At 70.5% G+C, this 23,586-nt stretch carries 15 protein-coding genes; 1 reads left to right on the top strand and 14 read right to left on the bottom strand.

Features of this window, described 5'->3' with window-relative positions:
- Position 1: 1 nt before the first annotated feature.
- The 14 genes from ACIBJH_RS47350 to ACIBJH_RS47285 all read right to left on the bottom strand — a co-directional run bounded on the left by ACIBJH_RS47350 (position 2) and on the right by ACIBJH_RS47285 (position 21,561).
- On the bottom strand, positions 2–1,351 hold the full coding sequence (locus ACIBJH_RS47350; protein WP_399123246.1) for an O-antigen ligase domain-containing protein: 1,350 nt from the start codon (positions 1,349–1,351) through the stop codon (positions 2–4).
- 1 nt (position 1,352) lies between these two features.
- Positions 1,353–2,888, bottom strand: coding sequence for a right-handed parallel beta-helix repeat-containing protein (locus ACIBJH_RS47345; RefSeq protein ID WP_399123245.1), 1,536 nt, complete (start codon positions 2,886–2,888; stop codon positions 1,353–1,355).
- The gene (locus ACIBJH_RS47340; RefSeq protein WP_399123244.1) at positions 2,885–4,855 is read right to left on the bottom strand and encodes an alginate lyase family protein; all 1,971 of its coding nucleotides are present in this window, start codon (positions 4,853–4,855) and stop codon (positions 2,885–2,887) included. The genes ACIBJH_RS47345 and ACIBJH_RS47340 overlap by 4 nt, the downstream gene beginning before the upstream one ends.
- Positions 4,852–7,041: a bi-domain-containing oxidoreductase gene (locus ACIBJH_RS47335; RefSeq protein ID WP_399123243.1), complete on the bottom strand. Its 2,190-nt coding sequence runs from the start codon at positions 7,039–7,041 to the stop codon at positions 4,852–4,854. Before ACIBJH_RS47335 ends, ACIBJH_RS47340 begins: the two co-directional genes overlap by 4 nt.
- A gap of 15 nt (positions 7,042–7,056) precedes the next feature.
- Positions 7,057–8,991, bottom strand: coding sequence for an asparagine synthase (glutamine-hydrolyzing) (asnB, locus tag ACIBJH_RS47330; RefSeq protein WP_399123242.1), 1,935 nt, complete (start codon positions 8,989–8,991; stop codon positions 7,057–7,059).
- Between the two features lie 2 nt (positions 8,992–8,993).
- Complete coding sequence (locus ACIBJH_RS47325; protein WP_399123241.1) at positions 8,994–10,514, bottom strand: Wzz/FepE/Etk N-terminal domain-containing protein; 1,521 nt, start codon at positions 10,512–10,514, stop codon at positions 8,994–8,996.
- Entirely contained in the window at positions 10,511–11,881 is a 1,371-nt protein-coding gene (locus ACIBJH_RS47320; protein WP_399123240.1) for a Wzz/FepE/Etk N-terminal domain-containing protein, read from the bottom strand. The genes ACIBJH_RS47325 and ACIBJH_RS47320 overlap by 4 nt, the downstream gene beginning before the upstream one ends.
- Positions 11,878–13,143, bottom strand: a complete 1,266-nt coding sequence (locus tag ACIBJH_RS47315; protein WP_399123239.1) for a glycosyltransferase family 4 protein — start codon at positions 13,141–13,143, stop codon at positions 11,878–11,880. Before ACIBJH_RS47315 ends, ACIBJH_RS47320 begins: the two co-directional genes overlap by 4 nt.
- Complete coding sequence (locus ACIBJH_RS47310; protein ID WP_399123238.1) at positions 13,133–14,449, bottom strand: nucleotide sugar dehydrogenase; 1,317 nt, start codon at positions 14,447–14,449, stop codon at positions 13,133–13,135. Before ACIBJH_RS47310 ends, ACIBJH_RS47315 begins: the two co-directional genes overlap by 11 nt.
- A gap of 70 nt (positions 14,450–14,519) precedes the next feature.
- Entirely contained in the window at positions 14,520–16,019 is a 1,500-nt protein-coding gene (locus tag ACIBJH_RS47305; RefSeq protein ID WP_399123237.1) for a sugar transferase, read from the bottom strand.
- A gap of 814 nt (positions 16,020–16,833) precedes the next feature.
- Entirely contained in the window at positions 16,834–17,787 is a 954-nt protein-coding gene (locus tag ACIBJH_RS47300) for an ornithine cyclodeaminase family protein (protein ID WP_399123236.1), read from the bottom strand.
- A 151-nt stretch (positions 17,788–17,938) separates the two neighbouring features.
- Positions 17,939–18,430, bottom strand: a complete 492-nt coding sequence (locus ACIBJH_RS47295) for a nucleotidyltransferase domain-containing protein (protein WP_399123235.1) — start codon at positions 18,428–18,430, stop codon at positions 17,939–17,941.
- Between the two features lie 121 nt (positions 18,431–18,551).
- The gene (locus ACIBJH_RS47290; RefSeq protein ID WP_399123234.1) at positions 18,552–20,186 is read right to left on the bottom strand and encodes a Rieske 2Fe-2S domain-containing protein; all 1,635 of its coding nucleotides are present in this window, start codon (positions 20,184–20,186) and stop codon (positions 18,552–18,554) included.
- Between the two features lie 112 nt (positions 20,187–20,298).
- Complete coding sequence (locus ACIBJH_RS47285) at positions 20,299–21,561, bottom strand: glycoside hydrolase family 3 N-terminal domain-containing protein (RefSeq protein ID WP_399123233.1); 1,263 nt, start codon at positions 21,559–21,561, stop codon at positions 20,299–20,301.
- 145 nt (positions 21,562–21,706) lie between these two features.
- On the opposite strand from ACIBJH_RS47285, the gene ACIBJH_RS47280 reads away from it, so the two are divergent.
- Positions 21,707–23,005, top strand: a complete 1,299-nt coding sequence (locus ACIBJH_RS47280; RefSeq protein ID WP_399123232.1) for an MFS transporter — start codon at positions 21,707–21,709, stop codon at positions 23,003–23,005.
- Positions 23,006–23,586 lie beyond the last annotated feature (581 nt).

The raw sequence follows: 23,586 nt of genomic DNA, 5'->3' as shown, positions 1-23,586 counted from the left end.
CTCAGTTCACCTCCGAGCCACGGGCCCAGCGCGGGACGTGCCGTCGAGGGGCCTCGGACTTCGAGAAGGTCTTCGCGAGAGGCTTCGAGAGCGGCTTCCCGAGTGGTTTCCCGAGCTGCGTCGGGAGCGGAGCGGCCTTGGCAGGGGCCGCCAACAGCGAGGCGGCCAGGGCCAGATGGAGCAGATACGGCGAGGCGTCGCCGAGGCCGGCCTCGGTGTACGAGGCGATGGCGCAGTAGCTGATCAGGAAGATCGCGCAGGCCCGCTGGAGGGACGGCGGGCGCAGCAGCGCGACACCGCCCAGGACCACGATGATCACCGCGACGAGGGCGACACCGACCAGGCCCTGCTCGTTGTAGACGGCCAGCCAGCTGTTGTCGATCGGCAGCCCGCCGAAGGACTTGTCGCCGAGGCCCACGCCGAACAGCTGCTGCGCGGTCGACCGGGGCTCGGCCAGCAGGGCGTTCCAGACCTTGGCCCGGCCGGTGAGGCTGGAGAAGTTCTCCTGGCTCTGGCCGCGCAGGAACCAGGTCTGCAGCGCGGAGGCGAAGCCGACCGCGGCCACCACGGAGATCAGCACCGACCAGCTGAAGAAGCGGCGGGCCGCGGCGCTGGTCAGGATGAGTGAGCCGATCGCCAGCGCCAGCCCGAGCAGCAGGCCGAGGGTGGCCGTCCGGGTGTGGGTCAGCGCGAGCAGCACCAGCGACGGCACGATGACCAGCACGGCGCTGGTCCGGTCGGTCCGTCTGCCGATGACGAGCAGCGCGGTGAGCCCGATGATGACCGCCGCGTACTGTCCGATCTGCGGCGGGGTGAGCGGCCACAGCGCGCCGACGAGGCGTCCGCCGTAGAGGCCGGGCAGGGCCTTGCCCGGGGAGACGACCAGGCCGAGGGCGACCGAGCCGAGGACCGCGAAGTAGGCCCGGATGTGATAGCGGACGAAGGTCAGGCTGCCGTCCCACCAGCGGCTGAGCAGCCACAGCGTGCCGACGAAGAGCGTCAGCCGGAAGCAGCGGAACAGCGCGCCCATCCCGGATTCCAGGCTCGCGCTGGAGATCACGCTCGACACCAGCAGCAGGCTGAGCAGCAGCACGTAGGCGCTGGACCTGATGCGCACCCGCTGGTTGACCAGGAGTGCCAGGCCGAACGCGGCGACCAGCGAGCCCATGGTGACCATCTGGATGAGGGAGCGGGGCAGCGGGACGATGGTCTTCGCCCCGGCGGAGCCGAGCGTGTTGAGGACCAGCAGCCCCCAGACGAGCCCGACGATCTTCGGTGTGCCGGCCGGACGCGGTGCGGCGTCGGGCGGCGTCCGAGCCGGGTCCGGTCCGCGCGTCGAGTTCTCGCTCATCTCAACCACCTGCCTGGAGGTCGAGGGTGCTGTCCTTGTCCTGCTGGTACGGCGCGGTCTGCCACTGGCCGAAGTCGAGCACCTTGCTCTGGTCCTCGGCGACGAACTTCCACGGCCCGACGTAGACGTTGTCGTGCCAGCTGTTGTGCTGTTTCTCGGTGATGGCGTCGGCCACCCCTTCGCCGTGGTAGGGCGACCAGTCCGGATAGGTGCCGTAGTTGGAGAGCACCCCCATGCGGTCGCACATCTCCGTGCACTTGACGACGGACTCGTGGAGCACGAAGCGGTTGTCGTGGATGTCCACCCGCTGGGTCTTCCACCGGCAGTCGGAGAACAGCGGCGCCTTGGTGATCGCCGGCCGTACGCAGCTGCTCGTCTTCTTCACCAGCAGGGTGCAGTCACCGGACGAGGTGTTGGCCGGGCTGTTGCAGAACCGGTCGGCGTTCTCCCACAGGGTGATCCCGGACCAGTTGTTCTCCAGCACGTTGCCGTAGATCTCGATCTTGTCGGTGCGGGCCGGGACCCGGGGTTCGCCGCCGGATTCGGACAAGTAGATCGTCGCGTACGGGAAGTTGTCGCCGCTGTCGGCCGCCTTGCGGCCCTCGACCCAGTTGTTGCGCCGGATCGTGTTGTCCTTGATGACCGCGTTGTAGCTCGTCTCGTAGATCAGTGCGGCACCGTCGTTGCCCTCGATCACGTTGTTCTCGATGAGGAAGTCGTTGTTGTTGGTGTCCGCCCACAGCCCGGTGCCGCGGTTGTCGTGCACCCAATTGCCGCTGATGTCGGCGCCGTTGACCTCCCAGAACTTGATGCCTCCGGTGCAGCCGCAGCCCTTCTGCTTCCGCTCCCAGTCGCCGGTGTTGTTGCCGACGATCTCGTTGCCCTGGACGACCAGGCCGGTGAGGGGGCCGTTGCCCTTGTAGGCGTTCATGCCGTACTGGCCGTTGTCGCGCAGGCAGTCGGCGCGGACCTGCTGGCGGGCGCCGGCCATCAGTCCGGCGCCGGAGTTGTCCTTGATCGTCGAGTGTTCGACGATCCATCCGTCGGCCGAGTCGTGGTTGACGACGCCCTCGTCCTGCGGCGCGACGAATCCCCGCACGGTGAGATAGCGGATGGTGACGTCGGCGGCGTTGCCGGTGAAGGCGTACTGGTTGACCTTCCGGCCGTCGAGCACCGCGCCGGGCGCGCCGATGTAGTGGTCGCCCTTCTTGGGGATGACCTGGGCGTAGCGGTCCCGCTCAAGCCTGTGGGTGCCCGGCTTGAGCCAGAACGTGGTGTTCGGGGGGCTGTTCTTGGTCTTCGTCGCGAGGTCGCCGACCACCTTGGGGTCGACGGTCACCGCGCCCGCCGGCGCCTTGGCCGGTCCGGCGGCGGGGTTGGCGCACACCCGGGCCACGGTCCGGGCGGCGGACGTGGCCGTGGAGGGCGCGGCGGTCGGCTTCGTCGTGGCCGGGGCGCTCGACGTGCTGTCGCAGCCGGTCGCCGTCAGCAGGATCAGCGCCAGCGGTGCGACCGCCGACGCCCAGTGCCGTCTCATGTTCCGCACGCACCCCCCTGGCCGCGGAACCCGAGCACGGTGGTGAATCCGTCCGTGCCGTCGGCGGAGCCGGTGCCGATCAGCGTGGTGGCGGGTTCCTTCCGCCCGAATCCGGCGGAGTACCAGCCCAGCGGCGGTTCACTCTCGCCGCGGTGCGCCTGCCACGACAGTTGCTCCGGCAGGTCGAGCACCGCGGAACGCCCCTCGCCGTCCCGGATCCAGGTGAGCACCGCGCGGTGCCCCACCAGGTCAGCGGTGATGGCCGGGCCGAGATGGAACGCCAGTCGCACGTCCCGTCGCGGGCCGCCGCGCACCTCGTCGACGATCCTCAACTCCTGGCTCTCGGCCTTGAGTTCCACCCGGCGACGGTGCACCGAGCCCTGGTAGCCGTCGTGCTCGGCGGCCCAACGGGCCACTCCTGACCCGGAGTTGTCGACGTCCAGCACGCGGGTGCGGGCGTGCCGGGTCCACAGGAACGGGCCGCCGGAGACCGACTGGTCACCGCCGTCCAACTGGAGGGTGTTGTGGCCGAGGGTCGAGCGGAAGTACTCCCGCCACTCGGGCTGCCCGTGGTAGCAGTACGTCCCCGGGTCGGCGAGCACGTCGATCCCGTCGTGCCGCACCTCCACGGACAGCGCGTCGGCGTGGGCGTGCGCGGCGATGGACAGGAAGCCGTGCGGACCGCCGTCGCAGCGGCACCAGATCTCCCCCGGACCGCGCAGCACGGTGAGCCCCGCGTCGGCGAAGCGGTCGGGCCTGGTCGCCGGGCGGGCGGCTGCGTCCTTCGTGTACGGCTTGATGAGCGCGGCCAGCAGCGGGGTGCGCACGTCGGTGCCGGTGACCGCCGGCCACCAGTCGAGCCGGCCGAACACGGCCTCGCCGGTGGCGAGGAGCGAGCCCCAGCGCTCGGTGCCCTCGCCGTCCAGGATCAGGCCGAAGCCGTCGTCCGCGTCTCCCTGGCGGGGCGGTCGCAGCCGGTTGTCCACGACGGCCGCGAGGGCGTCGGTCATCCGCAGCAGTACCAGCCGGAGCGAGTCGGGCACCGGCACGTCGGCGGCGTCGGCCTCGGCCAGCGCGGCCAGGCCGAGTTCCAGGACGAGTCCGTGGTACTCGGTGGCCAGCTCGCGGTTGAGGCCGGAGTCGAAGGTGTTGGCGCGCGACTCCCGCTCCAGCGAGCGCAGTGCGTCGGAGCGCCAACGCGCCGACGAGGGGAACCAGTTGAACGCGCAGGCTGCGGCGAACTGCCCCGCGGTCTCGGCGATGACGTGGTTGTTCGCCGAGGAACCCCGGCTGGGGAAGGCGGCCAGCCAGCGCTGGTGGTGCCAGATCTGGTTCAGCGCCACCGGGTTGTCCTCGAACAGCCCGGCCGCGCCCTCCCAGCCGTCGAGCAGCCGGCGGATCCACACCCAGGACAGCAGCCGGATGCCCAGCTCGATGCCGCTGATCCAGTGCACGCCGGACAGCGGCGGGTTGGCCTTCCACCACGACCGCAGGTGCTCGGCCACTCGCTCGGCGTACCGCTCGTCCCCGGTGACCGCGTAGGCGGCGGCGAGCACGGTGAGGTACTGGTGCCGGGACGGCTCCCAGATCTGCTTGATGTCCCCGGCCACGTTCTCGTCGCGGTACGGCACGTCGAAGGCGTAGCCGGACGGGGCCCGGCGCCCGGTCTTCGGGTCGTAGGACCAGTCCGGGTCGATGAGGTCGTCGCGGTCCACGCCGAAGAACTCGGCGTGCCCGGCCATGAGTTGGTCCGCCTCGGCGACGAGCCGTTTCACGGCGTCCGGCGCCACCGCGGCGACCGTGCCCGCGGGCAGGACGGCGGTGAACCGGGCGCCGGTCACGCTCGGGCAGTCGGGCCGCGCCGACCGCCACCGCCGTCTGCGCACGGTGTCGCCCGCCCGGCCCGCGATCTCGCGCGGGCCCATCCGGGAGAGCCGGCGCAGGTACCAGCCCGCGCTCATGGTCATGGTGTCCTCGCCAACGTCACCGGAGCACCGGCGGCCAGACCGGTCCCCACGGCGAGGGTGGCCGCCGTCGTGGCGACCAGCGACTCCAGCGGCACCGGCATCGGCCCGCCGGTCCGAACTGCCTTGATGAACGCGGCGAGTTCGGCGTTCTGCCCCTTGTCCCGGGCCTTGGGCAGCCGGGAACTGACCCACTTCTTGGGGCCGTGGACCGAGGCGCGGACGAAGTCGTCGAGCCGCAGCACCTTGCCGTCCCCGACCAGGTCGAGGGTCTCCTTGGGGAAGCCGGAGGCGCCGGTGGTGACGTAGCTGATGGTGGCGGTGGATCCGTCCGGGTAGCGCAGGACGGCCTGGAGGTCCTCGTTGCCGGGCGCGGCCGTCGCGTACACGGAGACCGGGTCGGCGTCGAGAAGCCAGCTCGCCGTGTCGATGAAGTGGCCGCCCTCACCGGCGAACCGCGAGCCCTCGGCGGTCTGTTGGAGGTACCAGCTGCCGTGCTGGAGCTTGCCCGCGTTGACGAGGTAGCGCAGGTTCGCCGGACCGGTCCGGGCGCCGAACCGCTCCTTGGCCTCCGTCAGCAGCGGTGCGAAGCGGCGGTTGAAGCCCACCTGTAGGCGGTCGTTGCCGGACTCCTCGACCGCCGCGAGCACGCCGGCCAGCTCGTCCTCGGTGAGGGCCAGGGGCTTCTCCACGAACACGGTCTTGCCCGCCAGCAGCGCCTGACGGGTCAGTTCGGCGTGCGAGCTGTGCCGGGTGACCACGAACACCGCGTCGACGGACTTGTCGCCGAGGACGGCGTCGAGGTCGGTGGTCGCCTTGGCGAAGCCGAACTTCCGCTGCGCGTTGGCCCCGGAGAGCGCCGTCGTGGTGACGACGGTCGCCAGCTCGACGCCCTCGCGCTGTGCCAGGTGCGGCAGCAGCATCGACGTCGCGTAGTTGCCGGCGCCGATGAACGCGAGACGCACCGGAGTCTTCGCGGACCGGGCCGGGGCGGACACTTTGGTGGCGGGCGGCACCGCGGGCACGGCCACCGACGGGGCCTCCGGCTCCCCCGCCTCCTCCGTCTGCTCGGGGTAGCGGAACAGCACGGCGACGGCCTTCAACTCGCCGTCCTTCAGGCGCTGGTACGTCTCCACGGCGTCGTCGAAGTCGGCGATGTGGGAGACCAGGGGCTCCACGTCGACGCGGCCGCGGGCGACGAGGTCGAGGAAGCAGGCCAGGTTGCGGCGCTCGGTCCAGCGGACGTAGCCGATCGGGTAGTCGCGGCCCTCCAGCTCGTACGACGGGTCGTAGCGCCCGGGGCCGTAGGAGCGCGAGAAGCGGACGTCGAGTTCCTTCTCGTAGTACGCGTTCCAGGGCAGGTCGAGGCGGCACTTGCCGATGTCGACGACCCGGCCGCGGTCCCGTGCGAGCCGGGCGGCCAGTTCGACGGGCTGGTTGCTGCCGCCGCCGGCGGCGAGGAACACCTGGTCCACGCCGTGGCCGTCGGTGAGTTCGGCGACTGCGGCTTCCACGGCGGCGGAGGCGGGGTCGCCGCAGGCCGCGGCGCCCAGGCGCTCGGCGAGTTCGCAGCGCGCCGGGTCCGGGTCGGCGCCGACCACACGGACTCCGGCGGCGGTGAGGAGCTGCACCACCAGCTGTCCGATCAGGCCGAGGCCGATGACCAGGGCGACCTCGCCGAGCTGGGGCTCGCCCTGGCGGACGCCCTGCATCGCGATCGAGCCGACGGTGCCGAAGGCCGCGTGTTGCGGCGCGAGGCCTTCGGGGACGGGGGCGTAGAGGTTCTTCGGCACCCAGTTCAGCTCGGCGTGCAGGGCGTGTTCGTTGCCCGCGCAGGCGACGAGGTCGCCGACCTTCACGTCGTCGATCCCGGCGCCGACCTGCTCGACGACCCCGCACAGCGAGTAGCCCAGCGGGGTGTAGGAGTCCAGCTTGCCCATCACCTTGCGGTAGGTGGCGGGCAGTCCGTTGATGGCCACGCTCTGCATGACCTTGGCCACCTGGTCCGGGCGGGAGCGGGCCTTGCCCAGCATCGACATGCCGGCCTCGGAGACCTTCATCAGCTCGGTGCCGGTGGATATCAGCGAGTAGGCGCTGCGCACCAGCACCCCGCCCGGCTTGCACCCCGGTACCGGAACGTCGAGCACCGCCAGCTCGCCGCTCTTGTAGTTCTGTACAACCTGCTTCACCAGAACTCCTGTTTTCTAAGCCGTCGTCCGAGCGCTCTGGGCGGGGCCAGAGGTCGCGTCGCGATACCAGTACTCAAGGGTCAGTACGTGCCACAGATGCTTGGAGTAGTCCGCCTGTCCGGCGGCGTCCTCGGCGACCATCCGGGCCAGCGCGTCGCGGCGCAGCAGCCCGGACCGGACGAGTTCGCCGTCGTTGACCACCTCGCGCACCAGCGGTGCCAGGTCCCGGCTCATCCAGGCCCGCAGCGGGGCGCTGAACAGGCCCTTGGGCCGGTACACGATCTCCTTGGGCAGGATCGAGGTCGCGGCTTCCTTGAGGACGGCCTTGCCCTGCCGGCCGACGATCTTGCGGTTGCCGGGTACGGCGAACGCCGCCCTGACCACCTCGATGTCGACGTACGGCGTCCGGACCTCGGTGGAGGCGGCCATGCTGGAGCGGTCCGTGTAGGCGAGGTTGAGGCCCGGCAGGAACATGCGGGAGTCGGTCAGGCACATGCGGTTGACGAAGTCGTCGAGGTCGTTGTCCTGGTAGACGTCCGTGTGCTCGGTGATCACGTCGTCGACCGTGCCGGCCAGGTCCGGGTTGACCAGGGCGAGCAGCTCGTCCTGGTCGTACATGGTGTAGCTGCGCCGGAACGCGGTCTCCTCCGGCAGATCGGCGAAGGAGAGGAACCGCTTCGCGAAGCGCACCGACCGGTAGCCGCGGGTGGCCGAGGCGACCGGCAGCCGGTCCACGACCCCGGACACCCCGCGCCGCAACGGTCGGGGGACGCGCTGGTAGCGCAGCGCGAGCAGGTTGGCGAAGTGCTTGCGGTACCCGGCGAACAGCTCGTCGGCGCCCATCCCGGAGAGCATCACCTTGACCCCGGCCTCCCGGGCGGCCATGCAGATCAGGTAGGTGTTGATCGCGGCGGGGTCGCCGATCGGCTCGTCCAGGCTGTACGTCATCTGCGGCAGCAGGTCGAGCACGTTGGGGGCGATCTCGATCTCGTGCAGGTCGACGCCGAACTGCTGGGCGACCTGCCGGGCGTAGCGCAGGTCGTCGGGCATCGCCTCGAACTTGGCGTCCTCGGCGCGGAATCCGATGGTGTAGGCGGAGATCCCGGGCTGGTGGCGGGCCGCCAGCGCGGTCAGATAGCTGGAGTCGAGGCCGCCGGAGAGGAAGGTCGCCACGGGTACGTCGGAGATCAGGTGGCGGCGGGTCGACTCCTCGACGATGGCGGCGAGGTCCGGCCGTTCACCGGCCAGGGCGCGGTCCCGGCCCTCGGCGGCGACGTCCTTCAGGTTCCAGAAGCTGCCGCGCTCCACCCGGCCGTCGGGCCGGCAGCGCAGCCAGCTGCCCGGCGGCAGCTTCTCCGCCTCGCGGAACGCGCAGCGGGAGTCCGGCACCCAGTAGTAGAGGAGGGAGGCCACCAGCGCGGCCTGGTCGACCTCAAGGGACTTGCCGGTCGCGGCGGCGAGCGCCTTCAGCTCGGAGGCGAACATCAGGCCCTCGCCGCGCCGGAGCAGGAACAGCGGCTTGATGCCGAGCTGGTCGCGGACGAGCACCAGGTCGCCGGTGCGCTCGTCGAAGATCCCGAACGCGAACATGCCGCGCAGCCGGGGCAGGCAGTCGGTGCCCCAGCGCCGCCAGGCCTCCAGGACCACCTCGGTGTCGGAGGTGCCCCGGAAGCGCACCCCGGTGGCCTCCAACTCCGCCCGCAGTTCCGGCGCGTTGTACAGCTCGCCGTTGTAGGTGAGGGCGAGGCCGTCCGAAACCATCGGCTGGGCGCCGGTCTCGGACAGGTCGACGATGGCCAGCCTGCGGTGCCCGAGCTGCACCTCGCCGTCGCCCAGGGGGTGGCCGTAGCGGCCCGAGCCGTCCGGGCCGCGGTGGGCGAGGGTGTCGGTGAGCCGGTCGGTGACGGCCTTGCCGTCCGGCCATCGGTATGTGCCCGCGATGCCGCACACGTCTACCGCACCTCCTGGTCGTTGTCCGGGACCCGTGCGGCCCGTATCGGCTGCCGTTCGGTGAGCCGTCGGCCTGGCGCGTTCTGCCAGGTCGGCCGCTCGGTCCGGCCGCGCAGGGCGTTGGCCAGCCCGTCCCACAGCGTGCCGTCGGTGCGGTCGCGCGGGTCGGGGTCGATCAGCACCACACCGACGACCGGGATGCCCTGGTCGGCGAGTTGCCGTGCGACGGTGTGCAGCCAGGTGGCGCTCCCGTGTCCGGCGCGTACGACGAGCACGGTGCGGGTGCCGAGGTACTGGAGGTCGGTCCACGCCGTGCCGGGTGCCACCGAGCCGACGCCGATCCGCTGGTCCTGCGGGGACACGGTCGCGGCCTTCTCGCCGCCGACCACGGTGGGGTCTCCCGGTTTCGGGCGGCGGCCCGAGAGCTGGGTGCCGGGAAGGCCGTCGACGACGGTCACCGGACCATCCTCCCCCAGTGCCCGGGCGAGACCGAGTGCGATCCCGGCCGTGCTGCGCGCGGAGCCCAGTTCGAGCAGCGACAGCGGTTCCGCGGAGCCGCGCGCGGTGCGGGCCAGCGTGGTGGTGAGCCGTTCGCGGGCCACCCGGGTCCGCCGCCGCTGCCACAACCTGCCGGAGCGGCGGGGCAGTTCGGCGATGACCGAGGCGCCGAGGTTCGCCGCGATGTCCCGGCGCAGCACGGGCCGGTCACCGACGACCACGCCGACCGCGGCCAGCGCGAGCCCGACGAAGAGCCCGAGGACGAGTCCGACCACGCCGTCGGTGACGAGGGCCTTGGGCAGGGAGTGCACCACCGCGCGCGGGGCGTCCACGATCTGGGTGCCGGCGACGAGCTGGGGTGCGCCGACGCGTGCCTCCTCGGCGCGTTGGCCGAAGTCGGAGATCTGCGAGGTGAGTTCGGCCCGCTGGGCGAAGAGCGATTCGAGGTTCGCCGAGTCCTTCGGGTCGGTGTCGGGCGTCCGGCCGCCGATCGTCTTGTTGACGTCGGCGAGTTCCGCCTGCATCCGGGCCTGCTGGTCGAGCAGGCCCTGGGCGTTGGCGTTCGCGATGTCGTTGATGCGCTTGGCGTGGTCCGCGACGAACGCCTGGGCCAGTGCCTTGGCGCGGGCCACCGCCTCCGCGTCGGTCTTGCCCGTCACGTCGATCTCAAGGACGTTGTTGGTCAGCCCGGTGCCCCGGTAGTCCTTCATGAAGTCCTCGGGTTTTTCCGGGGACTTGAGGATCTTCAGGGCCGCACCGGCGATCCGTGAGGTCGCCAGCAGCTGGGCGTCGGTGCGGATCAGCGTTCCGGTGTCGTTCGGCTGGTCCTCCTGATGCGCGACCAGGACCTTGGTCACGGCGGCCGGGGCGGGCGGCAGCAGGACCGCCACGGCCGCGCCGGCCAGCAGTCCGAGCAGCGCCATGGCGCCCCACAGGCGGCGGCGTCTGCGCACCGCGACCACCAGTGCCTGGAGGTCGAGGAGCGGGGTGGCGGCCGACGACTCCGAAGTCGTGCTCGTCGTCACGCTGGATCTCCTGTCGCGTGGCCATGGACCGCGAACGTCAAAGTGGCGTCGTCGGAAAGTCGGTCGGCGGTCTTTTCCGTCGGCCGGGTGCGGACCGTGCCGGCGACGACGACGCCGACCAGCTCGTGCCCGCCGTCCGCGCACGCCTCGGCGATGCCGGCGAGTTCGGCGGCGGTCCAGCTGCCCGCGCTGAGGACGGCGAGGGCGCCGGACTCGGTGTCGCGGTCCGGCACGATCGGCCGGTCCACCGAGACCTCCACGACCCGCAGCCTGGGGTCATTGGTGGCCTCGGCGACGAGCTGTCCGGCGGCCAGCCGGGCGACCTCGTCGCCTTCCGGTACGACGACCAGCAGCCGCCGGGGGGCGGGCAGTTGGTCTCTGAGGCGGGCGCACACCCGCCGGTAGCGGATCCGCCGCTCGGCCTCGTCGCCGGAGCGCTGCGGGGCCGGTACGTCCCAGCGGACGTCGGTGCCGAGCAGCCGGCGGAGCCGGGCCCGTGCGCCGTGGCTCTCGGGCCGGTGCCCGGGCCGTTCGCCGGGCACGTCGACGGTGCCGAGGAACGGCGAGCCGAGCGCGGCGGCGATCTCCGGTTCGGTGCGCAGCCGGCGGCTCACGCGTGCGGCGGCGAGATGGCCGACGACGGCGAGCAGCAAGAACAGCAGTGCCCCGGCGCCGATGAGCTGTGTCCTGGTCGGCGCGGACGCGCCGGTCGGGCGGGGTGCCGGTCCCATGACGACCATGCTGGCCTTGGCGGACGCCGGGTTGGCCTCCTCCAGCTTCTTCATGGCGTCCTGGAGTCCGGTGCGCAGACCCTCCAGCTCGGTGCGGGCCTGCACGCTCTCCACGGTCTGCCCCGGGTCCGCCGAGTTGGCCAGGTCGGTGATACGGCGGTTGGTCTCGGCGACCTGCTTGCGCAGTGCCTCCGTCGCCGTGTCCGCCGCGGGGTCGGTGCTGCCGCCCGCGATGCGGGTGGCGAAGGTGACGAACTGCTGGGCCAGCTGGTCGGAGAGCCGCTGCGCGCGCTCCGGGGTGTCGGCCGTACCGGACACCTTGATGATGTTCCCGTCGTCGGCCTTGGCACTCACGTCTTTCTGCAACTCGGTGCCGCTGACGCCCCACTTCAGCGCGGCGGCCGCGCGGTCGACCACCGCCGAACTGGTGGCGATGTCCACCTGGGTGAGCAGTTCGCGCTCTTCCCACTGGCCCGGCAGCAGGACCGACGCCTCTGCCGTGTAGCGCGGCGGAAGCAGCAGCACCGAGGTGCCGTAGCCGAAGAGCGCGCCCACTACGGCGAGGACGGCGAGAAGCCGCCAACGCCGACGGAGAATCCGTCCGATCGTGGCCAGACGGATCGTGTCGTCATTCAATGGTGCGGCCTCTTCCCCGTACGGACCGGCCCACCCGCGGACACCGGGGCTTGGTCCCGGCAGGCGGCGGTGTAGGCGGCGAGCAGTGACGCTTGCGAGTTCTCCCAGGACAGCGGTCCGCTGATCCGCTCCTGGCCGATCTGTCCCATCCGGTCCCGCTTCTCGGGATCGTCGAGGAGCAGCGCGACGAGTTTGGCGAACTGGGCCTCGTCGTTGGCGGGCGCGTAGACGGCGGCGTCACCGGCGGAGACGCGCGCCTCCCGGAGGTCGAACGAGACGATCGGCCGTCCCATCGCCATGTACTCAAGGACCTTGTTCATGGTCGACACGTCGTTGAGCGGATTGTGCGGGTCGGGGGAAAGACAGACGTCGGCGGTGCACAGGTAGCGCACCAGGTCGGCGTCCGGGATGCGTCCGGTGAACTGCACCTGGTCGGAGAGACCGAGCTGCCGGGACAGTTCGACCATCGCGTCGAAGGCGTCGCCGGCGCCGACGAAGACCGCGTGCCAGTCAGTCCGGCCGACCTCGTCGCGGAGTTTCGCCAGAGCCCGCAGGGCGTAGTCGACGCCGTCCTGGGGGCCCATGACGCCGAGGTAGCACAGCAGATGAGGCTTGCCGCGCTTCAACTCCGGCTCCGGCGGCACCGGTTGGAAGCGGTCCGTGGCGGGCGCGCTGCGCACCACGAAGACGTCCTCCGGCCGCTTGCCGCCACGGCTCAGCGCGACGTCCTTGTAGCTCTCGTTGGTGGCGAGCACGATGTCCGCGGCCCGGTAGGTCCGCCGCTCCAGCGCGCACACGGCGCGGTAGAGCAGGTCCTCGCCGCGGTCGAACCGGGAGAGATACAGCTCGGGCACCAGGTCGTGCTGGTCGAAGACGAACCGCGCGCCGCGCCGCTTCATCCACAGGGCGGGCAGGAACAGCAGGTCGGGCGGGTTGCAGGCGTGCACCACGTCGACCGGGCCGACCTTGCGGGCCAGCCGGAGCGTGTGCCACAGCGCCGTTCCGTACTCCCGCAGATAGCCGGCGGGACCTCCGGTGGCGGCGCGCAACGGGTAGCGGTGGATCCGCACCCCGTCGATCACCGCCTCCGCCTCCGTGTCCCGCTTCTCCCCCCGGGGGCAGATGACGTGCACCTCCCAGCCCGCGTCGCGCAGCGTGGTGCACTCCTGCCAGACCCGCCGGTCGAAGGGGACCGACAGGTTCTCCACCAGGATCAGCGCGCGACGCTTCGTGCCGTCGCCACTGGTCTCGTTACCAAGCAAGGCCTATGTACCCCGGTTCGGTCCGGCGCGCGTCGGCGTCGGGAAGGCGGATGAGGTCGATGATCGCCGGGTCGCCCGAGTGGGGCAGCGCCGACAGTACGGTCGCGTCCTTGGTGCCCACGAGGCACACCTCGGCGTGCTCCAGCACCTCGTCGACGGAGTCGGCGAGCAGTTGGGCGAGGTGCGGCAGGCGGCTCTCGATGTACTCGCGGTTCGCGCCGAGCAGCCGGGAGAGGCTCACGTTGGCGTCGTAGATCTTGAGGTCGTAGCCCTTGCCGAAGAGCCGCTCCGCGAGTTCGACGAGCGGGCTCTCGCGGAGGTCGTCGGTGCCGGGCTTGAAGGAGAGTCCGAACATTCCCACCTTGCGCCTGCCGCTGCGCTCGACCAGGTCCACCGCGCGCTGGAGGTGGTCGGAGTTGGAGGCGAGCACGTGGGAGAGGATCGGCACGGAGACGTCGGCCCGCTGCGCCGCGAAGACCAGGCTGCGCAGGTCCTTGGGCAGGCAGGAGCCGCCGAAGGCGAAGCCGGGGCGCAGATAGGCGGGGCTGATGTTCAGCTTGCGGTCGGCGAGGAAGACGTCCATCACCTGGTGCGAGTCCACGCCGAGGGCCTGGCACACGGCTCCGAGTTCGTTCGCGAAGCCGATCTTGAGGCCGTGGAAGGCGTTGTCGGCGTACTTGATGGCCTCGGCGGTCGGGATCGGCACCCGGAACACCTCGCCGGGCAGGCCGTCGTAGAGCGCCGCCACCGCGTCGCCGCTGGCCGGGTCGAGTTCGCCGATGACGGTCTTCGGCGGGTCGAAGAAGTCCTTGACGCTGGTGCCCTCGCGCAGGAACTCCGGGTTGACCGCGACCCCGATGTCCACCCCGGCGGTGCCGCCGACGTGCTTCTCCAGGATCGGCACCAGCAGGTTGAGGCAGGTGCCCGGGAGCATGGTGCTGCGGAACACGACGGTCTGGCGTCCGCCCCGCTCGGCGAGCGCGGCGCCGATCTCCTCGGTGACCCGCTCCAAGTAGGTCGTGCACAGGCTGCCGTTGGGCTCCGACGGGGTGCCCACGCAGATCAGCGACACCTCGCTGTCCGCGATCGCCTCACGGACGTCGCGGGTGGCCCGCAGCGCGCCGGTCCGTACGACGTCGGCGATGAGTTCGCCGATACGTTCCTCCACCACGGGTGCCTTGCCGTCGTTGACCAGGTCGACCTTCACCTGGTTGACGTCCACCCCGATGACCTCGTGGCCCATGCTGGCCAGGCATGCTGCCGACACACAGCCCACGTAGCCGAGCCCGAAAACACTGACTCTCATGACCGGTCTCTCCCCCCAGGCAGGCCCCTGCGGCCTGCGGTCCGCGCGCCGGTCGGACGACCCCCGCGCATCAGTAGGCCCCCTGCCCGTGGATCACGGCACGCAAGGTCTTCCACAAGATCACTGTGTCCAGGGCGAGCGACCAGTCCTCCACGTACCGGAGGTCGAGGCGGACGGCCTCCTCCCACGGCAGGTCGCTGCGCCCGCTGATCTGCCACAGACCGGTGAGCCCGGGCTTGACCAGCAACCGTCTTCGGATGTCCGGGTCGTACGCGGCGGACTCCTCCGGCAGCGGGGGTCGGGGGCCGACGAGCGACATGGATCCGGTGAGTACGTTGAAGAGTTGCGGGAGTTCGTCGATCGAGTACCGGCGCAGCACCGTGCCGACCCGGGTCACCCGCGGATCCCGGCGGAGCTTGAACAGCAGGCCCGCGCCCTCGTTGCGGTCGGCCAGCGCGGCACGTGCGCTGTGGGCGTCGGCGACCATGCTGCGGAACTTCAGCATGGTGAACTCGCGGCCGTCCTTGCCGACTCTGCGCTGGCGGTAGAACACCCCGCCCCGGCTGTCCAGCAGCACGAACAGCGCGACGAGGATCATCAGCGGCGCGAACGCGATCAGCAGGATCGCGGAGCCCAGCCGGTCGACGACCCCTTTGATGGCCCGGCGGCCTCCGGTGAAGGTCGGCATGCTGACCCGCAGCAGCGGTATCCCGAGCACCGCGTCGACGTGCAGCCGCGGGCCGGCCACCTCCATCAGCACGGGGGCGACGATCATCTCGGCGTCGCTGCCTTCGAGGTTCCAGGCCAGCCGCTGCAACCGGTCGGGTGACCAGTGCGGGTCGGGGGTGACCGCGACGACCCGGTAGCCGTCGTGGCGGACGTGCTTGGCGACGTCCTCCAGCAGCCCTATGACCGGCACGCCGTCCAACTGGTCGCCGTCCAGGCCGCCTTGATCGCCGTCGACGCCACGGCCGTCCGTCGTGCACACGGCCTCCACCCGCCAGCCGAGGTGCGGGAACTTGCGGGTCCTGCTGATCAGGTCGCGCACGGTCGCCGGGCTCCCGGCGGCGAGCACCGGTCTCAGGCAGCGTCCTTCGTAACGCTGTTTGTGCAGCCAGAGACGGAGCACATACCGCTCCGTCATGGTGACGATCGCGATCGCGGGGATCGCGACGAAGATCCAGAGTTTGATGTTGCGCGAGGTCAGAGCGATCCCGCCGAGCGCGAGCACGACCGTCGCCGTGAACAGTGAACGCCCCAACCGGCGGAATTCCTCGGCCCCTTGACCCAGTACGGCCGGGGACCACGAGCGGCTCACCGCCAGCGCGCCCAGCACCAGCAGCTGGGTGCCGAAAGCGAGAATGCCCCATTTCTCATGCCAGTTGGCCGCGTCCCGAGCCCCGAAGAAGTCACCGATCCCCCCCACCACGAAGGCGGTGGCCACGGTGTCGCTGAAGATCACGGTACGTCTGTACCGCTGCTCCCATTCGATCGCGGGCTGTCCTATCGCCCCGTCCGCCAGACGCCCGCGCGCCGACGGAAAAGGCCCGACTATTCCCCCCTGCCGCACAGAACCCCCCAAGGTCCCCAGTGGTTTTGACGTGGTCGCCGCACACTGTCACTCCCCTACGGGAGGCCCCCGCCCCCCGCACTGCAACTCCCCCGCGGAAGCTTCCGCTCCGCTGTTCCCCCTCGGGAAGCCCGCGCCCCCGGCGCCTGACGTCCCGGCCATGTCAATACTTCGCGAGTACCTCAACCTGGCGACAACGGACTCGCAGGTCCCACCAGACTCCTGAACCGCACGGGTACCCGTCGCGACCTCGGATGCTCTCCATGCCCCAAGCCCCCCTCGGGCCAACAGAATTGATCACCCCCACATCCGGCGTGAGAGACACAACTGCTGGCCATCTGCATCGCCGGACACATAGATCATCTCTTGTCGCTTGGTCTCACACCGTGCGAAGCAAGGTCAATCTAGACCATGTGTGCCCGCCTGGAGAGAGGTCTGTGTGGAATTTGTGCACAACATTTGACGCCGAGTCGATAGATCTGTGACTGCCCACAGGTGCTTCGGTGACGCAAAACATGCCGTGCGCCCGGTGGCGACGGGAGTTCTCCGGACCGTTGGCACTGGCAATCAGAGGTGTCCGGCACCGATCGACCGCACCGGAGAAGAGGACTTCACCGCTCCGGGTGCTGGTAAGGCCGCCGACGTGGTCGCGGGCACTCCCGTCACCGCCGTTCCGGGACGAACGGACATGGTCGCCGGACCCCGGAGACGTCGATGCAGGGGGTGTCCGGTTCCAGCGGGCCCCGGCCGCCGCGGACGCAGTCGACGAATGGCGGGAAAGCGACGGAGGGGTGCCCGTTCCCGGGAGGCTGCCTCATCGGCCGCGCCGGTGCTGTTCGACGATTTCTTCGGCCACGACCAGGTCCTGCCAGGACATTCCCACGCTCTTGAAGACCGCGGTGCGGTCCGGGGCGAGCGTGCGCGTGCCCCGGACGACGTCCGCCATCGGGATCAGTTCGTCGGCGTGGAGGTGTCCCTCCCGGATCGCCAGGACGACGTCCCCTGCCTCACGCAACGCCGTGCCCACGTCTTCGACCACGACGTTCGCGCGGGCCATCAGCGAACCGTCCAGCTCACGCACGTCCGGCTCATGGGATCCCACCGCGATGACGACCGAACCGTCCGTCAGACACGCGGAGTCGAACAGCGGGCCACGAGCGCTCGTGGCGCAGACCACCACCTGCGCCCGCCCGAGCCGTGCCGGCACGTCCGCCGAGTCCGCGGCGACGACGGTGACACCGGGCGGCAGCCGCTCGCGGGCTCGGTCGGGGTGGCGCACCACATGGGTGACGTCGGCCAGTTCGACCGAGCCGATGGCCCGGATCGCGTCCACGTGACCGACGGCCTGGGGGCCCGCGCCGAAGACCACCAGCTCGATCGGTCGGGTGAACCGGGTGAGCAGCGGAGCGGTCGCCGCGACGGAGACGGCCGGCGTGCGAAGGTTCGTCACCGCCACCCCGTCCATGATCGCCCGCAGTTCGAGCGTCTCCGCGCCGAACAGCAGGTAGGCGCCCTGGATCCGGGGCAGTCCACGGTCCGGATTGCCCGCGGCGAGGGTCACCGCCTTCAGACCTACGGCGGCTGCCCCCGCCGACGGCATGAGCAGCAACTGGCCGCCGGCCACGTCGAGGACGGACCGCTCCAGGTCCTCGCCCGGCTCAAGTCCCGCCCGAAGCGCGCGCGTCAGGGCCGCTGCCGCCCGGTCCCGGGGCAGTGCCCGCTCGACGTCGTCGGCCGAGAGGATCGGAAGGTGCTCGAAAGATGTCATCGCAGCACGAATCCTGACGCGGGAGGACCTCCGGGATCAACGGTGAACCGACGCGAACCGCACCGGCAGGTCATGCCGCTCTCCGCCGAGCGCGATGAGTTCGCCGACGTGGCCCTCGTACGCGGTGTCGATACCGAGCCCGCCACGTGGATCAGAAGTGCGTGGCGATCCCGAAGACGCGGCGGAGTTGTGCCATGTCGTGCCGGTCGCGTTCCGTCGGCTCGTACCCCTGGTGGAAAGAGACCTGCTGCCCGGCGGACAGGCACGGGACGAGCGTCCCCCGGACGGTGCCCGTCACGAAGCAGGAGGAGGGATAGGTGAAGGGACGTTGCGGTTCGGGCGACGCCTGCGATGCCGAGCCGTCATCGCTGAAGACCAGCGGATGCAGGTCGATCTCCCGGCCGTCCGGAGCCGTCACGACGAATCGGACGGGCCTCCAGTTCAGGCTTTCCACGAAACCCGCCGCAGCGAGGGCCGCCAGCACGGCGGCCTCCTGGTCCTGCCGGTGCATCAGGTCCAGGTCACGATGGTCTCGGGTCTGCTCGCCGACCAGAGCGTCGATCCCCCATCCGCCACCGACCCAGACATCGGCCTCCGCCCGCCGCAACAGGGCCAGGACGAACAACACGTCATCAGCCGTCATCACCCGACGCAGGCTAGAAGCATCAGCGTCAGGCAGTGAACGATTTCTCTCGGAAGAGCGGCGGCAGCCCCCTTGCGGGGGCCCGCCGCGGCCGTCAGCCGTTCAGGGACGGCGGTTCGGATCAGGGGGCGTTGCCGTTCACCGGGTCGGTCGGGAACGCGCCGGCGATCCGCGGGTACGCCGCGTCCGCCTCGCCGAGCGGGGTGTCGAGCGGCTCCTGCGGCCGGACGGCGAGCTTGCGGTCGTCGCTGGTCAGGCAGCGCCCGGTCGCCAACTCGAACTCCCATCCGTGCAGTCGGCAGGTCAGTACGCCGTCGGCGACGGTGCCGAACCGGACCAGGTCGGCGTTGAGATGCGGGCAGCGGCGCTGGACCACATGGCCGTCGGCGAGGGCGTATTCCTCGACCCCCGACGACTCCGCGTAGTAGCCCTCCACATACGCCATCCGGGCCTGGGACAGCGACTTGAAGAAGGTATAGACGAATTCGTTGTACGGCCCCGAGCGGGACGCCTCGAAGCGGCACGACAGGAACAGTTCGTTCACCCAGTCCTCGACCCGGTCCCGAACTAGCCGCTCGATCAGGGGTCTTGCCGCGCGGAACCGGTGGCGGAAGGGCCGGCCGTCGTGCGCGACGATCTCGCGGCTGAGGAAGTCGAAGACGATCGCCTCGTCGTCTCCGCCGTCCACGGCCGCGACGTCGAGCAGGACGCGGCCGTTCACTCCGGCGCAGGTGTGGTCGGCGGTCCGCATCAGCGGCTCGACCCACTCCTTGAGCCGGCCGACCAAGTCCGAGCGGTCCTGCGGCAGTTCACCGAGGATACGGTCGATGACCGGCTGAGTCTTCTCCTGGTATGCCAGCAGGTACGGGCGCCGGTCCCGGATGCGTTCGATCTCCTCGTCCGGTATCTGTGTCACCGCGCACTCGTGGTCCGGGGTCAGTTCGACCGTGGTGCCGGTGAGGAACAGCTGCGCGTTGTCCCTCCCCTGCTCGCGCAGAAAGTCCAGGAAGGCGAACTGGTCGGGGAACACGTTGGTGTCGTCCTGGCCGAAGTCGTTGAGGTGGAACAGGTCCTCGTCCAGGAAACAGGGCGGACCCGCGAACGGCAGCACGTGCGACGCCCGGTACTGCTCGATGTAACCGAGCGCCCGCGCCATCCCGTTGAGGCGTTTGCGCTGCCCGAGGGTCCGTTTCATCCGCTCCGGGAAGTCGTAGACCATCGGGTACCAGATGGCGCCGGAGAACTGCAGGAAGTGCGCGTGCAGCGGCCCGAGTTCCTCGATGGGACCCGATGCGACCGGGCGGGCGTCGTTCTGGTTGAACACCCGCACCCGGCCGTCGTCGACCACCAGCGCCGAGTCTCCGATCGGTCCGTCGGTCGGGGAGACCAGAGCGCTGATGAGGACTCTCAGCCCGCCGTCCAGTTCCGTGACCTTGTCGTTCCGGGTCTGCACGAACCGGTGGAACCCGAGGCCGGCGAGGGCGTCGCGCAGATGCGGGACGGGATAGTCCGGCAGCAGCACCGTCACGTCCTTCGCCATGTGCCGCTTCAGCCAGTCGGGGTCGAAGTGGTCGCGGTGCAGGTGGGAGACGTAGAGGTAGTCGGCGTGGGCGAGCAGGCCGGGGTCGATGCCCGTGTTGTCGGGGAACGGTACCCAGGAACCGAAGTAGGCCGGGGTGAACCAGGGGTCGCAGACGATCCGTCCGGCGGCCGTCTCCAGCAGCAGGCCGGCATGGCCGATGGAAGTGACGCGCATGGCGCGGGGCTCCTTGCCTCGGTGTGTGGGGTGTGCGGGGTCGCCCGTCGTGGCGGAACGTCGTCACCCGCGGCATGGCAGGCGTGTGTACGCCGACAGCACGAGACCGGCCTCAGGCGGCACAGGCCATCAGGCCCGCCGCCTGCTTCGCCGCGAGGACACGCCGCACACTCGCGTCGACACGGGTCCGCAGTGTCGGGTCGGACCGCATCGCGTCGAGGACGGCGGAGGTCATGGCGGATACGTCGTCGGTGTCCACCGTCACGACGAGGTCCCCGCCCGCCCGCAGGAACGCCAGTGCCCGCCGTCCCGGCGGAACGGCCTGGACGGCCGCCGCGTTGCCGAGGTCGTCGGAGACGACGACGCCGTCGAATCCCAGGTCCTCGCGGAGCATTCCGTCGATCACGGTGGCCGAGAACACGGCTCGGTGCGCCGGATCGATGCGGGTGTAGGTCGCGAGCGACACCATGACGAACCGTGCGCCGGCGGCGATCCCGGTGCGGAAGGAGTTCAGATCCAACGCGTCGCGGGTCAGCGTCGTGTCCGTGACACCGACGGTGGTGTCGGTGTTGTCCCGGACCCGGCCGAGCCCCGGGAAGTGCTTGAGCGTGGTGAGGACGTGCGCCTGGCCGAATCCCCGGACGAAGGCACTGTCCTGGCCACCCACCGTCTCCGGACCGGAACCGAACTGCCGGTCGTACCGGCCGATCGGGCCGTTCGCCCGGCCGATCGAGACGGGTACCACATCCGCGACCGGGGCGAGATCGAGGCGTACGCCCGCCTCGTGCAGTTCCTCCGCCCAGACGGCCGCCTGCTGCCGCAGCCGGGACGCGGTCCACGCGCCCTGCACCTGGGCGCTCGGGATGTCGGTGAATCCCGCCCCGCTCAACTGCTGGACCTGCCCGCCCTCCTGGTCCGTGGCGACCAGGGTGCCGACCGCGGCGTGAGCCACCGACAGGTCGAGCTGCCCGATGTCGCCCACAACCCGCCGTACGCCGCTCAGCCCGGACCGGACGGGACCCATGAGAATGACCGAACCGACGTCATGCCGCTTCAGCTCCGCCACCTGCGCCCGCTCGGTGCCGACGGTGGTGCCCGGCCCAGCCGAGACCGCGCCCATGAACAGCTGGCCGACCCGCTGCGACCGGCTCATGCCCGCCAGGACACGACCGACGCAGGAGGAAGCGGCAGGCGAGGCTCCGGCCGCGGGTGCGGCGGAGGCGGAGGCGGACCGGTCGGGGCCAACGGCTCCGGTCTGTACGTCGCCGCAGCCGGCCGCGGCGACGGTCGTCACCGCCAGCGCGATGAGCAACCGAGGAATCCGCGTCGACCGCGCACGCCGGACCGTACGCTCCGGGTCTTCCGAGATCTTCACTTCGCTCCTGTGCAAGACGAGTGCTGTCCGGCGCCTGTGCGTGCGCCGCTGTCCACTCAGTGAGTTGTGCGGTGCACAGAAAAAGTTCGGTGACCTGACTCACAACCCGGGACATGGTCGGGTGCGCGCTGACACCATCCGATGAATGGCCGACGACAACGAAACGCGTTCCTCGATCTGGCACAGCCGCGACTTCCTGCTGTTATGGGGAGGCCAGACGGTCAGTGAGATGGGGACTCAGATCACCGTTCTCGCCCTGCCGTTGGTCGCCGTCGTGTTGTTGGAAGCCTCCGCGTTCCAGGTCGGCCTGTTGGCGGCGGCGGAGACAAGTGCGTTTCTCCTGGTGGCGCTGCCGGCCGGGGCCATCGTGGACCGGATCGCCAAGCGCCGGCTGATGATCTGGTGCGACCTCGCGCAGTTCGTGGTGATCGGCTCGGTGCCGCTGGCACACGCCGCCGGAGCGCTGACGCTCACTCAGCTCTATGTTGTCGCACTGGTCTCCGGCGTGCTCTCCGTGTTCTTCTCGGTCGCCTACCAGGCCTATCTGCCGACGGTCCTCGACCGCGGCCTGCTCATGGACGGCAACGGCAAGCTCGCCGCCTCCCGGTCGGTCGCGCAGATCGCCGGACCCAGTACGGGCGCGGGGCTGGTGACGCTGGTGGGCGCCGCGGGGGCGATGGCCGCCGACGCGATCTCCTTCGCGTTCTCGGCAGGCTCGTTGTCGGCGATCCGTACCCGTGAGCCGCACCGTCCCCGGCCGCAGGCCGACCGGCGTCCCACGCTGCGGTCGCAGATCCGTGAGGGCCTCGACTATGTCTTCCGCGACCCCATCCTGCGCAACTCGGTGGCGTTCAACGGCACCGCCAACTTCTTCGTCATCATGGTGGAGACCCTCGGCCCGATATTCCTGATCCGCACGCTGCATCTACGGCCGGGCCTGGTTGGGCTGCTGCTGGCGCTGGGGGCCGTCGGCGGGGTGGCGGGCGGGGTAGGGGCACGGTTCCTCGCCGTGAGGTTCGGCTCGGCGCGGATCAGCTGGATCTCGATGACCGTGCTGTCGCTGCCCGGTCTGCTCATCCCGCTGGCCGGGCGCGGTGGGTGGGTCCTGCTGTTCGGCGTCGGCTGGATCTCGTGGACCTTCTCCTCCACGGTCGCGGGCATCTCCCTGACCAGTTACCGCCAGGCCGCCTGCCCGCCGGAGATGCTCGGCCGGGTCAGCGCCGCCGCTCGCTGGGTCACCTGGGGCACACTGCCGCTCGGCGGTCTGGCCGGCGGCGCGCTCGCCACCGCCTTCGGCGTCCGCCCCACGTTGTGGATCGCCGTCGTCGGCGGCTGCTGTGCGGGACTGTGGCTGTTCTTCTCACCGCTGCGCGGCATGCGCGACATCCCGCTCAAGGAACCCGAACCCAGGCCCGAAGCCGAAGCCGCGGCCGAAAAGCCGTGACAACACCCCGATGTCGTGCGAGACGGCCTGGGCGGTGTGGTTCTCATTGACGGCCTCCGTCCGTGCTGTTCGGATGGGCAGTCGGGCTTTCCTGCATCACTGGCGTGGGGTGCTGATGTCGATCGGGTGGGGTGACGTACCGGGTTGGCTGTCGGCACTCGGCTCCGTGTTCGCGCTGGGGTTCGCCGCTGTCGCGGTCGTGGTCACACGCCGTACCTACCAGATCGAGTCGGAACGCGAACGCGTCGATGCGGAAGCCCGAGAGGTCCAAAGATCCTTCTCCCGCAGGTCTCGGGCCGGGCTCGTATCGGCCTGGTGGGGACTGTCCCGGGACGGGCAGTGGGGCGCATTTGTCCGCAACACCTCGGAGATTCCGATATACCAGGCGTATCTGACGGTGCTGGGCCTGGACGACCACTCCGACGACATCAAGTTTCACCACCTTGTGGTGCCGCCGTCGAACGATGCGCTGTTCCGCCCGGTGAGGAGGAGCCGGGCACTTCGACGACCTTGCGGGCGTTGGCGCGGCTGTACATCCAGCGTTCGCAGGCCGGCGGGATCGCCTTGTCCTGTCCGGCGAC

Origin of the sequence: Streptomyces sp. NPDC050548 (assembly GCF_044457385.1) — a bacterium.
Taxonomy (GTDB): domain Bacteria; phylum Actinomycetota; class Actinomycetes; order Streptomycetales; family Streptomycetaceae; genus Streptomyces.
Note: the sequence above shows the minus strand (reverse complement) of the source record. Positions and strands in the feature narration are given on the sequence as shown.

Excerpts from the sequence above, each read along its gene's own strand:
- ACIBJH_RS47350 (WP_399123246.1), bottom strand. The coding sequence starts at position 1,351 with ATGAGCGAGAACTCGACGCGCGGACCGGACCCGGCTCGGACGCCGCCC.
- ACIBJH_RS47345 (WP_399123245.1), bottom strand. The coding sequence starts at position 2,888 with ATGAGACGGCACTGGGCGTCGGCGGTCGCACCGCTGGCGCTGATCCTG.
- ACIBJH_RS47340 (WP_399123244.1), bottom strand. The coding sequence starts at position 4,855 with ATGACCATGAGCGCGGGCTGGTACCTGCGCCGGCTCTCCCGGATGGGC.
- ACIBJH_RS47310 (WP_399123238.1), bottom strand. The coding sequence starts at position 14,449 with ATGAGAGTCAGTGTTTTCGGGCTCGGCTACGTGGGCTGTGTGTCGGCA.
- ACIBJH_RS47300 (WP_399123236.1), bottom strand. The coding sequence starts at position 17,787 with ATGACATCTTTCGAGCACCTTCCGATCCTCTCGGCCGACGACGTCGAG.
- ACIBJH_RS47295 (WP_399123235.1), bottom strand. The coding sequence starts at position 18,430 with ATGACGGCTGATGACGTGTTGTTCGTCCTGGCCCTGTTGCGGCGGGCG.
- ACIBJH_RS47290 (WP_399123234.1), bottom strand. The coding sequence starts at position 20,186 with ATGCGCGTCACTTCCATCGGCCATGCCGGCCTGCTGCTGGAGACGGCC.
- ACIBJH_RS47280 (WP_399123232.1), top strand. The coding sequence starts at position 21,707 with ATGGCCGACGACAACGAAACGCGTTCCTCGATCTGGCACAGCCGCGAC.